Origin of the sequence: Mariniblastus fucicola (genome assembly GCF_008087665.1) — a bacterium.
Lineage (GTDB): Bacteria > Planctomycetota > Planctomycetia > Pirellulales > Pirellulaceae > Mariniblastus > Mariniblastus fucicola.
Window position 1 is genome coordinate 1,515,386 of record NZ_CP042912.1, and the last position, 13,064, is coordinate 1,528,449.

10 protein-coding genes are annotated in these 13,064 nt (G+C 52.9%); 7 read left to right on the forward strand and 3 right to left on the reverse strand.

The window, feature by feature from the left end; translation table 11 throughout:
• Positions 1-2: 2 nt before the first annotated feature.
• Complete coding sequence (locus tag MFFC18_RS05495) at positions 3-1,391, reverse strand: thioredoxin family protein (RefSeq protein ID WP_075081700.1); 1,389 nt, start codon at positions 1,389-1,391, stop codon at positions 3-5.
• A 384-nt stretch (positions 1,392-1,775) separates the two neighbouring features.
• Between MFFC18_RS05495 and csrA the strand changes: the two genes are divergently transcribed.
• Positions 1,776-1,988 carry a carbon storage regulator CsrA gene (gene csrA, locus MFFC18_RS05500; RefSeq protein WP_075081699.1) on the forward strand — a complete coding sequence of 71 codons (213 nt, stop codon included), beginning with the start codon at positions 1,776-1,778 and terminating at the stop codon, positions 1,986-1,988.
• 27 nt (positions 1,989-2,015) lie between these two features.
• Here the strand turns inward: csrA and MFFC18_RS05505 are convergent, their stop codons facing one another.
• Complete coding sequence (locus MFFC18_RS05505; protein WP_075081698.1) at positions 2,016-3,044, reverse strand: zinc-binding alcohol dehydrogenase family protein; 1,029 nt, start codon at positions 3,042-3,044, stop codon at positions 2,016-2,018.
• 216 nt (positions 3,045-3,260) lie between these two features.
• On the opposite strand from MFFC18_RS05505, the gene MFFC18_RS05510 reads away from it, so the two are divergent.
• The 4 genes from MFFC18_RS05510 (at position 3,261) to MFFC18_RS05525 (ending at position 8,848) form a co-directional block, all read left to right on the forward strand.
• Complete coding sequence (locus MFFC18_RS05510; RefSeq protein ID WP_087149581.1) at positions 3,261-4,592, forward strand: tagaturonate epimerase family protein; 1,332 nt, start codon at positions 3,261-3,263, stop codon at positions 4,590-4,592.
• Positions 4,593-4,674: 82 nt separating this feature from the next.
• Positions 4,675-5,439: an exodeoxyribonuclease III gene (locus tag MFFC18_RS05515; RefSeq protein WP_075081964.1), complete on the forward strand. Its 765-nt coding sequence runs from the start codon at positions 4,675-4,677 to the stop codon at positions 5,437-5,439.
• A gap of 136 nt (positions 5,440-5,575) precedes the next feature.
• A complete protein-coding gene (locus MFFC18_RS05520) occupies positions 5,576-7,747 on the forward strand; it encodes a sialate O-acetylesterase (RefSeq protein ID WP_075081963.1) in 2,172 nt (723 codons plus the stop codon).
• A gap of 12 nt (positions 7,748-7,759) precedes the next feature.
• Positions 7,760-8,848 (forward strand): endonuclease/exonuclease/phosphatase family protein, encoded by a 1,089-nt coding sequence (locus MFFC18_RS05525; protein ID WP_075081696.1) that lies wholly within the window; start codon positions 7,760-7,762, stop codon positions 8,846-8,848.
• A gap of 48 nt (positions 8,849-8,896) precedes the next feature.
• Here MFFC18_RS05525 and MFFC18_RS05530 read toward each other — a convergent pair whose 3' ends face one another.
• A complete protein-coding gene (locus MFFC18_RS05530; protein ID WP_075081695.1) occupies positions 8,897-10,057 on the reverse strand; it encodes a metallophosphoesterase in 1,161 nt (386 codons plus the stop codon).
• Between the two features lie 156 nt (positions 10,058-10,213).
• Between MFFC18_RS05530 and MFFC18_RS05535 the strand changes: the two genes are divergently transcribed.
• Together MFFC18_RS05535 and MFFC18_RS05540 are read left to right on the forward strand one after the other, a co-directional pair.
• A complete protein-coding gene (locus MFFC18_RS05535) occupies positions 10,214-11,140 on the forward strand; it encodes a lysophospholipid acyltransferase family protein (protein ID WP_075081694.1) in 927 nt (308 codons plus the stop codon).
• A gap of 650 nt (positions 11,141-11,790) precedes the next feature.
• Positions 11,791-13,014 (forward strand): DUF11 domain-containing protein, encoded by a 1,224-nt coding sequence (locus tag MFFC18_RS05540; RefSeq protein WP_075081693.1) that lies wholly within the window; start codon positions 11,791-11,793, stop codon positions 13,012-13,014.
• Positions 13,015-13,064: the final 50 nt, after the last annotated feature.

Consider the following 13,064-nt stretch of genomic DNA (forward strand, 5'->3'; position numbering starts at 1 on the left):
GATCACTTTTCATACTTCTTGCGAAGTCTCTCAACGACGCTTTGAATCTCGGTACGCTCTTTCGTCGATTCGATGATTTCAATCGCCCGATTTTCGACCAAACGAGCCGTTCGCTGTTTGCCAGACTCGCGCATCAGCATTGATTTGTGAAGTAAAGCTTCGGCACGCAAATCCGCCGGCACGTCGATGTCATCGGCGAAAGTATCCAGCACCTGAAGTGCTTTGGCTTCTTTTCCGGCCGCGTAGAGCGAATCCGCTTTGCCGCTGACGACTTCCGCGAGAACGTCGGGTGTGTTCTTGGCTGCCTCGATCGCCAGATCGAAAGTCTCGACGGCTTCGTCAAAACTTTGAACCGAATCCAGTAGTTCGCCTTTGCAAGCCAGCAAATAGACTCCACTATTCCCCTTGGCCTGGCTGTCTTTTATCGACTGTTCCAAATACTTCATCGCTTTGTCGCGACGTTTGGACCCAACCATCAAGTAAACCTTCTTGACGATCAGCCTTTCGACCGTTGACTCTCCCAATCCTTCCAGCGCAATCATTTCGTCGAGCAAATCGTCAACGAGCGCCGGGTTGCCCATCTTGCGAACCAGGTTCAGCTTGATCTGCATGATCTCCAAGCGTTGCTTCGTCGTGAATTTGACCTCTCCGAGAATCTCGTCGATCATCGCGATGGCTCGTTTCGGCGAATCGAGCCGCGCGACCATCATCACATCAGTCAAAATTGACTTGCGAAGCTCCGCGTCTTTGGCCTCGTTCCATTTCGTACGCAATCCGAGCTCATCGTCCTCGTCCAGCTTCACGATCTCTTCGATGATATCTGAATAATACACGTCGCTGATTTCACGCGGCATTCCGGAAAGCGCTTCGTCAAGCAATCTTGCTCGATCGTCACCGGTGGCTTCGGCCGCAGCTTTCATTTTCTCGTCGCGAGTGATCCGGACCTGTCGGCTTTCTTCCAACATGCCCAGAAAGTTTTCTGTTCCGCCCTCTTCATAGCCGGCGAAGGCGTATGGCTTGAGTTCAGGGTCGACCAGAACGATTGTTGGGAACGAGTCGACGCCAAACTTTCTCGCCCACTCCTCGTTCTTCTTTTTGACTTCGTCTCGCAACGGCGAGTTCTTCAGAAAGTCGAACTTGACGAATACGAAATCGCCTTCGGCTTCGGCGTAGAAATCTTCGTCAGAGAAAACTTCCTGTTCCAGTTTCTTGCACGGCGGACACCAATCGCTTCCGGTGTACAGCAACAACAGATCTTTGTTGTCTTTCGCTGCTGTTTTGATCGCACTGGTTGGGTCGTCTGACCATTGTCCCTCTTCCGCGTGTACGCACCGGCAAGTCAACACGACGACGATGGAAAGGAACGCGAAGAAAGTTGGGCGTGAAGCCATAAAGTTTGTCCTGATCTTGCTGAGGGGCCGCAAAACTATATTTTGCAAAAAAAAGCGGCGACGAGCTATAAAACCCTACTGACATTCTAACAAACCTCAGCCGAGTAAGAGAGTGACGCAGAATCTGCGTTGTTGTGGCTTTTTCCGCCATTCGCGGCGTCTGATCAGAAAGTTGACGGCGGCAAAGAGCGACCAAACAGTCCTGTCAAGCGGGGATACGCTTGAATTTGCCTGTACAAGCCTTACCATCGTGCTTGACTCCGTCGAAGGATGGGTCCTCGCCATTTAAAAAATTATTTAGTGACGGACAACCACCGGCGCGTGACTGTGTGGAGGTTTCCATTTTCAGTTTCATTCTCGGCGTAAGTCATTCGAGGAAAAAAAATGTTGGTACTCAGTAGAAAGGTCGGCGAACGAATCTGGATCGGAGATGATATCTCCGTCACAGTAGTACGTATCACCGGTGGAGGCGTGAGACTGGGCATCGAGGCCCCGCACGAGTTGCCGGTCGTTCGCGAAGAACTGAAGAAGCGGCTTGAAGAACTCAATCCGGATGCGGAAATCGATTCTTCAGTGGCCGACCAGCAGGGCAGTTGAATTTTCCCGTCGACGATGGCTGCCGTTTTACTCAGTGATGTGCACCATCGCCTTCAGCACTTGAGCTTCCGGATCAAGAAACGACGCGAAGTCGCCAGAAAGGCTCTCCATCGTCGAACGGTGCGTGATCCACGGATCCGTCACGATCTGGCCGCTCTCCATCAAACGCATGACCTCCGCGAAATCTTCCGGCATCGCGTTGCGACTACTCATCAAAGTCATCTCTCGGCGATGCATCGTCGGATGGTGAATGTTGATTTCGCCATTGGATACGCCGACGAACACAAGCGTGCCGCCAAAGGCAACAAAGTTCACCGCCGATGCCATGCTTCCCGGATGTCCTGTCGCGTCAAAGACCACTTCGCAGAAATCTCCTCCGGTCAATGATTCCAGTTCCGCAGCGTGGCTTCCGTCCGGTTTAACTGCAACGGTGTGTTCAATTCCCATCTTGTCACGACAGAACTTGAGCCGATCCTCGTTGATGTCCATCATGATGATCTTGCATCCACGAACGCGAACGAATTCAACGCATGTCAAACCAATTGGTCCAGCGCCAATGATCAAAACGGTATCGTCCGGTTTCGGGTTGGCTCGATTGACCGCGTGGCAACCGATCGCCAGTGTCTCCACCAGTGCCAGTTGATCGTAAGCCAACGCATTGTTGACGTGCAATTTTTCAGCCGGGACATTGATTCGTTCGCACATGCCGCCATTGGAATGGATGCCGATAACTTGCATGTCGTTGCAGCAGTTCGGTTTCCCTTTGCGGCTGGAGTAGCTGTCCGGATTGTTCATGTACGGTTCGATGCTGACGCGGTCTCCGACAGCTACGTTGCTGACTCCGGCACCAAGTTCGACGACTTCGCCGCCAAGTTCATGGCCGGGGATTCGCGGGAACTGGAAAAACGGAAATTTGCCCAACCAGGCCGACGTATCAGTTCCACAAATGCCGACCCGATGGATCGCAACCTGAACTTCTCCTTCGCCCGGAGAGCCTGGAGCATCGCATTCGATCACGCTGATTGTTTTTTCTGCATCGAAAGAGATTGCTTTCAACGGATCGCCTCAAAATGTTTCGTGTGAATCGGGAAAGCGGCCATTGTCCTCCGGCAATACGTTTTGACAATGCCATTCGCGATTTGCATTGTCAGCTTGCTGTCCGATTCGCCGCCAATCTGCGGATTCTGCTGCTGAGTCGAAGCAAGCCCGCTGGATTTTTCCGACAATCATTCGATCATGTTGGGCTCGCTGACTGAAGCGTGAATGAGGTGCATGGAAGTCCTCGTTCACGCTTCGGGGCAGCGTTTCACGAAAAAGCTTCTGTCGACATTGACCGGAAAGAGTCCCATGCGTTTGATTGAAAAGTTCTCCTTTGGAGTTGGTGACCGCTTCACGCTTCAGGCTGCGGCCCAACTGGCTGCTGTGATGAAGATCAATGAGCACGGTTTCGATGTCGTGCCTGTTTGGAATAAGTCCAATCGCGAGCATCTGACCATTGGCACCGAGCCGCAGAGCATTCGCGATGCTGCGGATGCCGCTTGCGAGAAATTGGGATATTCTGGGTTTCACTATGTCGACGCGGATCATATTAATCTCTCCACTGTCGATCGTTTTCTGCCCTGCAGCGATTTCTTTACGCTGGACGTTGCCGACGCGATCGGTTCGCCCTGCAGCGAAGAAGAAATTGAAGCCTTCATTTCCGCCAATGAGAAACTGATCGGAACCCATGAGATTGAAGGCATTCCGGACGCCGTCGTGATCACGCGCGAATCGATGGAAGCCGCGGCCAAGCAATTTCTCAAAGCCGTGCTTTCAACAGCGGAAATTTATCAGTACATCAAATCGAAAAAAGGCGACGAAGACTTCATCACGGAAGTCTCGATGGACGAAACGGATTCGCCGCAAACGCCTGTCGAACTGTTGATCATCCTCGCGGCTCTGGCTCAGCATAACATTCCATTGCAAACCGTTGCGCCGAAGTTCACGGGTCGCTTCAATAAAGGCGTGGACTACGTCGGTGATGTTGAGCAGTTTGAGCGTGAGTTTTCCGACGACCTTGCCGTGATCGCATTCGCAGTCAAAGAATTTGGCTTGCCAGAGAATCTGAAGCTCAGCGTGCATTCGGGTAGCGACAAGTTTTCGATCTACCAGCCGATTCGCCGTTGCCTGGAAAAGACCGGTGCTGGGCTGCACATTAAAACAGCCGGAACGACATGGCTTGAAGAGATCATCGGGCTCGCCGAAGCCGGCGGTGACGGGCTGGAGCTGGCGAAAGATGTTTACGCTCAGGCTTACGAAAAACGTGCTGCTCTCTGCGAGCCCTACGCGACGGTGATCGATATCGATGAGTCGAAATTGCCTTTGCCCGCAGAAGTCAACGGCTGGGATTCGGCGAAGTTCGTTTCCACGGTACGCCATATCCCTGACGATCCGAATTTCAATTCTTCCGTTCGTCAGCTGTTGCACGTTGGATACAAAATCGCCGCGCTCAAGGGCGACGAATATCTCAATATGCTGAAGAAATACGAAGAGGTCGTGTCACGCAACGTCACCGAGAACCTTTTCGATCGCCATCTCAAGCCGTTGTTTCTCGGCGAAGCATAATCTGTCGTAGTGGCGAGTTCTGGCCTCTGTTCAATCGCGTCATTGCTGCCGTGGAATTCCTGACCACGGTACAATGCCGGACATGAAAATCGCCACCTACAACGTCAACGGAATGCACTCTGCGATCAAGGACGGAGTCCTCGACTGGATCGTGGAAAACGACTTCGACATCGTATGCGTTCAGGAAACGAAGACGCATCCGGGATCGCTGCCGTTGCTGCTGCTCGACGGGATCGGCTACAGGCACCATTGGCATCCGGCGCGACGCAAGGGCTACAGCGGCGTGGCGACTTTCTCCAAAGTTGAACCGACGAAAGTCTATAAAGGTCTGGGCCTGGACGACTACGATGTTGAAGGCCGTGTGATCAGAACGGATTTCGACGATCTTACGATTTTCAATTGCTACTTTCCGAACGGCGGTTCAGGTGCGGAACGTCAGGCCTACAAAATGCGGTTCCTCGATGACTTTCAACATTGCATCGAAAGGTTGCTGGAAGAGCGCCCCAACATCATCGTCGTTGGTGACTACAACATCGCTCATCAAAAGATCGACATCTTCAACGCCGATCGCAACAACGGAAAATCAGGCTTCATGCCGGAAGAGCGCGACTGGTTCGATGGTTGGTTGGATTGCGGATTTGTCGATTCGTTTCGGCTAAAACATCCCGAAGCTGTCAGTTACACGTGGTGGCGGACAACTCAGTTTGCACGGCAGTCAAACAAGGGTTGGCGTTTGGACTATCAGTGCGTGAGCGATGCTTTGGTTCATCGGATCAAATCAGTTTCCCATGACCATGAAGCGTTACATTCCGATCATTGCCCGGTGATTCTCAAATTGGGCGAATGAGACCGGTCCCAAAAGGTTTGGGAATTCTAGTCAGGCATTTCATGCAAAGAGGTTCCCGATGCGCCGACTGCGAATCATTGAGCCTGTGCCGAACAGCAGCTATCATCAGGTCGACCATTTCACCAGGGATATGCCAATGAAGACCTCCAGTGTTTGCTTTACGTTCGCCGTTCTCACAACCATGTTGATCAGCAGCGTCGCACACGCCGACGTGCGGTTGCCCGGTTTTTTTAGCGACCACATGGTGCTGCAGCAGCAATCAAAAATTAAGATCTGGGGATGGTCGGACGCAGGCGACGAGGTCACCGTTTCGATCGGCGAAAACAGCGCCGTCGCGACCACTAACGACGACGGGAAATGGCAAGTCGAATTGGCTCCGATGGAAGCCAGCAAAACTCCGGTCAGCCTTGTCGTCAAAGGCGGACACAACGAGATCAAGCTCACCGATTTGTTGATCGGAGAGGTTTGGCTTTGTTCTGGCCAGTCCAACATGGAATGGACGGTCGCTCGTTCAGTCAACGCAGAACAGGAGATCGCTGCCGCGGACTATCCACTGATTCGACACATCAAAATCCCTCGCGAACCATCGTCGACTCCCGTTGAAGATTTAAACGCGACGTGGCAAGTTTGCTCTCCCAAAACAGCCGGCAATTTTACGGCTTGCGGTTACTTCATGGCCAGGAAGCTTGCCAAAGAACTCGACGTACCGGTCGGTTTGATCAATTCATCATGGGGAGGCACGCGAGTCGAACCATGGACGCCGCCTGTTGGATTCGAGAAGGTTGAAGCACTCAAATCGATTCACGAATCTGTCATCGGCCGCACTCCAGGCAGCGCGACTTTCAAAAGCAAACTCTCCAGCTTCATCGCCGATTCGGAGAAATGGCTGGCAGAGGCGAAAGATTCTCTTGAACGTGGACTGTCGATCGGGAGTCCGCCTGAATATCCGGGTTCGCTCAAGCCATACACTTCGCATCAGGACCCTACGATGCTCTACAACGGCATGATCCATGGCATGGTCGGTTTCCCGATTCGTGGTGCAATCTGGTATCAGGGAGAATCAAATCACAACGAAGGCATGCTGTACTTCGAAAAAAAGAAAGCGTTGATCAACGGCTGGCGAGAGCTTTGGGGACAGGGAGATTTTCCGTTCTACTTCGTGCAAATCGCTCCGTATCAATACGGCAATGAAGATCCTTCGATTCTGGCCAGGTTCTGGGAAGCCCAAGCGGAAACCACGACGTTGCCGAAAGTCGAAATGGTCGTGATCAACGATATCGCAACGCTTAACGACATTCATCCTCCCAACAAGCAGGACGTCGGTCTGCGGCTTGCGAACCTTGCCCTCAAGTTTGACTATGGGAAAGCGGAGGTCGTCGCACTCAGCCCCGAGGTCGAAAGCCACTCGGTAGAAAACGGCAACTTGAAAGTTCGCTTCAAGAATGTCGGAGGCGGGCTGAAGACGCGTGACGGTAATGCTCCGACTCATTTCGAGATCGTTGGCAAGGGTTCCAACGGCTTTCAACCAGCGACTGCATCCTTTGAAGGCGACGCAGTGATCGTGCTCAAGTCCGAGAAAGTTTCCGATCCGACAGCGTTCCGATTCGCATGGGACAAGCTTGCCGAGCCCAATCTCACCGGTGGCACAGGACTGCCCGTAGGAGCCTGTCGCGGCGGCAAAGTGCCCGGGTTTTTGGATGTGATTCCAGTAGGCGAGTATGACCTGGTCTACGAACTGAATCTGGCGAAACTTGGCGACCAAATCAAATACGATCGCAACAATAGTGCGAGCATCGGTGCTTTCGATCGGATCGGATATTTGCTGGAGTTGAATTCGAGCGAGTATGGCGACCAGAAACTTTTCGTCACGATGGACGCCTTCACCGACAACGTGAAAGCGATTGGTGTTCCGACCGTTGAGTCAAAAGCAGTCTTCCAACAAAAGGTCAGTGGCCTGGAGGTGTTCGCCAATTCGAAGACGATCAAAACGGGAAAGATTGGTGAGGGAAATATCGAGTTCTGGCCAAACAACTATGGGCCAGGAAACGGATCGGGAGTGCCTGGTGCTTCCGGGCAGAAATTTGACTTCGGCGATACTTTCGCAGATCCAGAAGCCGGGTACGGCAGCATGCAAGTGCATAACTTCAAAGCGAAACAGACTCTGTTCGCGATCAACCATTGGAGCCAGGGGAACAGCGCCGATATCGGAATCGGAAACGGCACGGGCGATCATAGCGACTGGACTTTTTCGTCGAGCGGTTCGAAGTACTCGGCGAAGAAACTGCGAATCTACGTTCGTCAAAAGTAAGTGAGCAGGTGGATGGAACAAAACCGATTTCGCAATCTGTTGGTGATGCTGACGTTAGCCTGTTCATTGTCGAATTGGGCTGATCTCGTTGGTCTGCGTCCGGGCTGCTGTTCTCCTGTGGCTGGAACCTGTTCAGCTCAGGAAACCGATGTTGAGCGTCCGCAGGTGCTTAAGGTTTTGACATTCAATATTCTCTACGGCGGAGGTGAAGCCAAATCGGTTGGCTTTTCAAATGAAGACTTTGGCGGGTCCCGAATCGACGAGATCGCAGACGTTATTCTTCAAAGCCAAGCGGAGATTGTCTGCATTCAGGAAGACTGCGGTTCGGATGCGTTGCTGGAAGCACTAAGAGAAAGCAACCCGGACTGGAATCGCTACGATCATGTGTATTCAACATTCCCAATTCTTCCGGGAAGCAAAACGGACAAGGCTTGCGGCATGACGGTTTGCCAGGTTGAGTACGCAAAGGAAAAATTGCTGAGTGTCGTCAACTGTCACTGGTACCCGTCGCCGTTTGGACCAAGTTTGCTGCAGGACGAATTGAAGTTGGGACCGCCGAAGGACTTGAAGGCGTTGGCAGAGAAAATTCGGAAGAAGTCGGAAAAGTTCGAAGGCTATCGAGGCTACAACGCAACACTGGAGGCGATCAACAATGCTCCCGAAGGTTCGCCGGTCATACTTGCGGGAGACTTCAACGAGCCCAGCCATTTGGATTGGACGGTGAGGTTTTCCAAAGGCGGATTTGATCGCTGGCGTAAGAATCCAGGCACGACGAAACTGAACTTTCCAGTTGCGTGGACTGGATCGCAGTTGGTCGCCAAAGCCGGGCTCGATGATGCTTATCGGAGTCGGCACCCCAATGAAGTTGAAAAACCCGGAGTGACTTTCACGCCTGAATATGCTCCCGGGACACAAGGCCGTCGACCAATTGAGGACCAGGCACACACCCGAATCGATCGTATCTATTTTTCTCCGCAGACTCTATCGCCAATCGTCGCCACTGTGATCGGCGAAGACAGCGAGTGGTCGGATCTTGCCTACGAAGGAAATTGGCCTTCAGACCATCGTGCTGTGCTTGTCGAATTTGAAGTCCAACAGTGATGATCGTGCCCAAGGGACGGGCGAGTTGAAAAATTGAGCCCAGCGTGGCTAAGTCTTTCGCAACGTAAAGCAACCAACTTCTGGCGGGCAATTGATTCGGATACACTCGTCGCCCGAGAGTCCGCGGCTGACATGCATGAACGATTTTTCGATTTGGAAGTTGCCTGAAGCGTATAGCACTCCGAACTTCGACGGCGCAACTATCGGGCCGACAAACGGGATCGCAATTTGACCGCCGTGATTGTGCCCGGCGAAAATCAGATCAAACTCAAACGGCTTCGCCCAATCAATCTGATCCGGGGAGTGCGAAAGCAATAGATGCAACGCGTTGTCCGGTAGCGAATCGCGACCGAGTGATTCCGCTCCGGAATGCCATGGAAGTTCGTTTCCCGTCAGCGAAACCGTCGCTCCATTGATTGAAACCGACTCGCACTTTCCGCCAACCCACACCATGCCGTTTGGTCCTGCATTGCGTAACCGTTGCAACAGCATTTCCTGATCGGCGATCCGCAAGTCGTGATTGCCGCGAATGAAAAACGTGCCATGTTTTGATTTGAGTTGTCCGAAAACGGAATCGATCCAGTCCAGGCAATCAAGCTCGTCAATCAGATCACCCGTCACCAGAATCAAGTCCGGCTCGAAACGATTCGTTTCTTCAACAACTCGCTCAAAGTAAGCGAGGTCGATTTGACCCGTCAGGTGAAAATCAGACAGGTGGCAAATCTTTAGCCCATCAAGTTCATGCGGCAACCTGTCGAGGCCAACTTCGAACGAATCAATCGCAATCAAATGCGACTGATTGAACGGGATCCGCTTCAGCAATTTGGCCAGCGAGGTCAGGTAAATGTTTCTGCCGAGTTCCCGTTGAGCGTCAATGATTGACTGCTGCGCCGAAAGAAGCGAATCTGGTGGCGACTGAAGCTTTCGCCGGATCCATCGGCCGATGAAAAACACGCCCAAACCAACCGACAGGTACAGGTACAGCCACTCGGCTTTGCCTTCCGACGCAAGGTCCCAAATCGAAATCGTCCGCCGGGAGATGGCTCGTGCCGCGAACCAGAACATCGGCAGTAGCACCGCCACGATAATCAGTTTCTCGCAACGCTTGCGAGTTTTTCGCGGCCAACTGGTTGCATGCGTCCGGTTGTAGACGACGCACCATGATCCAAGATGGCCAATGAAAGCAATTATCCAGAGAAGCAGATTCACGAATTCAGTGGAGGGTTCAGGGAAACCAGCGTTGAGGAAAGCGAAGCAGCATAGCTTATTGGGCCAAGCAACGCAGCACGATATCGGCGTACCCCAGATTCTGCAAATGAGTTATCTTTCCATGACTCACAGCAGCAAACTACGCGAAGGAACGCCGTGAAAAATTTGGCTCAATACTTACTGGTTCAATTCGTGATCAGCATCGTGCAAATTATGCCGATCGAAATGTGCGCGAAAATGTGCCGCTTTCTTGCCTGGCTGGTCGCAGACAAAATTGGCTTCCGCCGCAAAGTCATCCGCGAAAATATCCTGGGAGTCTATCCAGACGCGACTGACGAACGCATCGAGTTTCTGACTGGCGAGATGTGGTACCACCTGTTCCTGATGGGGTGCGAGATCGCACACGCGCCGCGGAAGATCCACGACACGAATTGGCGAAAGCACGTTTTCATCCGTGATAAAGTTCGCATGACCGAGTACCTGATCGACTATCGACCGTTGATTGCTGTGTCGGGCCATTTTGGTAACTTTGAGATGGCTGGGTATGTCACCGGGTTGTTGGGAATGCCAAGCTACACCGTGGCCAGAAAATTGGACAACGAGTTTCTTGATCGCTTCCTGAACAACTTCCGCGAACGCAATGGCCAGTTCATTTTGCCGAAAGACGGAAGTGCTCCGGCGGTCCAGAAAGTTCTTGAGTCCGGCGGCATTCTGACGATCCTTGGTGATCAGCACGCAGGCACGAAAGGCTGTTGGATCGACTTTTTAGGCCGACCCGCCGCATGCCACAAAGCGATCGCGTTGTTTACGCTGTCCGGGAATGCTCCGATGATGGTTAGCTATTGCAAACACACTGACAAGCCGTTGCATTTCGAGATCGGATGTACCGGAGTGGCGGATCCGCTGAAGTTGGAAGACAGCCTGCGGGACGTGAAATCGTTGACTCAGTGGTACAACGATCAGATGGGCGAAGCGATCCTTGATCAGCCAGAGCAGTTTTGGTGGGTGCACCGTCGGTGGAAGGAAAAACCGGTTCGCATGACTCGCAAGAAAAAGCAGGTTCAGGAATCTGCTGCGGCCTAGGCACGGTTTTACGAATTGATTTTCATGTCGTCAACGCGGCCAAACATGAGCGGCAAGCGACTTACAATTCACTAGCCGCCGGTCCGTTGCGCTTTTTTACGGCGACTAGCCCCTCGCCGCTTATGTTTACCAAACAGTGCCTGGCATCGCGTAATACTTTGGGGCACTGGGGTGAGATCGTGCGATCAAAACGATGGCCAATCGCCAGAGGTTAGTGGCTAGCATCGCTCCCGCCCTCGGCCAATGCAGACGCACGCTTTTCCGGGACTTGATGGCGTAGGCTTCAAAAGTTGCGCACGCCGCCCGTCATTATGTCGACCGGTGCAGATCAATGCCCTTGGCGGCGACTGGATAGTTAGTCGGGCTCGAATAGAACGTCGCCGCCACCGTGCATCGACGGCAAGCGTTCGCGACGACTCTGCGAACAGCACTCATCCCGGGAAATTCGGTGTTAAGCTGCGCAAGCATGTGAAGCTTTACCGGTTATTCGGGTCAGGCAGTGCCGTGTGGCAGACTTTTCGGACTGTAGCGATTTTTGGGTTAGCGTAAGCCGTGCGGGCGTTCCGATGGAAATGGAAAACGCCCATTACCGGTTGATTCGCCCTGGTTGATTCAATATGAAGTGCTCAAGAATTGCGATTGCTATCGCCATGCTCCTCCTGATCGAAAACAGTCAGGCTCAGGAAGCAAACTCCAATCCTTCGGCTGATCAGGCTGCCGCCATCGTCGCATCGCAAACCGGTTCGGTGACGAACTACGCGTTGCTCCAGCCGATCTCCAGCGAGCCCAAAAAGACTACGCTGGGGCTGTTGCAGCCGATGACTCGATCTCAGCCGGCGGCTCGACCACAACCGATGGTTCAGCTTCAGCCGATGGCACAATCGCCTGCAAAACCGGTTGAATCGCCAGCGTCCAGTTCAACGACCAACCCTGTCGGAGACTCAGTCGTGGTGACGCCTCACGCGTTCAAGCGTGGAGTGTTTGACCAACATGAGTTCAAGGTTCACAACGCAAGTCCTCGGCCGCTTCGGGACGCGAAAATTCTACTGAGAGCTCCCGTTGGCAGCGTCGTTCAGCAGGTGACACCCAAACCGGATTCGGTTGATGGTCTGAGTATTATGCTCACCGTTGAAAAGCTCTCGCCTGGCGAAAGTCAGATGGTCGAAGTGACGATCAATTATCCTCGGAACGAATTCGCACAATTCGAATCAACAGTGTTGTCTGAAAACTGGGTTGGGTCGGCGCTTATTGACCAGTCAATCGTGGCGGAAGCTCGCCCGCCGCGTGTGCCGATTGCGGATCAGGTTTCGAAAACACCAGAAGGAATGCTGCAGCCCTCAACCAATGCGATGCTCAAACCAAAGGTGCCTGCGATGACGGTTTCTGCGGAGACACGGCGAGTGGTTGAGCGTGGCAACGAAGCAACAACTGTCGCCTACGCCGCGCAGGCAGCCAACACCATTCAGGGAACTGGTGATGAAAGCGTTGAAGCCGCCAGATCCAGTCAGACTGATGCACTTGCCAAAGACTCGGTCATCAAATCCTACTTACAGGGGCCGGCTGAAGTCGTCGCTGGGAAGGAAGTTGATTTTTCGATCACTGTCCAGAACCTGGCCGCCGAGTCGGCAAAGGATCTGATCGTTCAGTTGTCGATTCCTGACACAATGAAAGTCACGATTCTTGACCGAGCCGCGTGGTACGATGCGGAAACACGAAAGGTTTCATGGAAGCTGGCGAATCTGGATGGACGCAGCGTTGAGACGATTCGTTACAAGGCTGTCGTCAAAACTGCGAACTCTATTGAACAGTCCGTCATTGTCGGGGGCGATGGCAGCGTCGAGAGCACATCAACGTTAACAACGACCGCGAAGTAGCGGCACATCTTGAACGGGTGGAGCCCCCAAAAAAAAACGGCCGACAAAAT

Coding starts and splice junctions, on each gene's coding strand:
- MFFC18_RS05495 (WP_075081700.1), bottom strand. CDS start 1,391: ATGGCTTCACGCCCAACTTTCTTCGCGTTCCTTTCCATCGTCGTCGTG.
- csrA (WP_075081699.1), top strand. CDS start 1,776: ATGTTGGTACTCAGTAGAAAGGTCGGCGAACGAATCTGGATCGGAGAT.
- MFFC18_RS05510 (WP_087149581.1), top strand. CDS start 3,261: ATGGAAGTCCTCGTTCACGCTTCGGGGCAGCGTTTCACGAAAAAGCTT.
- MFFC18_RS05515 (WP_075081964.1), top strand. CDS start 4,675: ATGAAAATCGCCACCTACAACGTCAACGGAATGCACTCTGCGATCAAG.
- MFFC18_RS05520 (WP_075081963.1), top strand. CDS start 5,576: ATGAAGACCTCCAGTGTTTGCTTTACGTTCGCCGTTCTCACAACCATG.
- MFFC18_RS05525 (WP_075081696.1), top strand. CDS start 7,760: ATGGAACAAAACCGATTTCGCAATCTGTTGGTGATGCTGACGTTAGCC.
- MFFC18_RS05540 (WP_075081693.1), top strand. CDS start 11,791: ATGCTCCTCCTGATCGAAAACAGTCAGGCTCAGGAAGCAAACTCCAAT.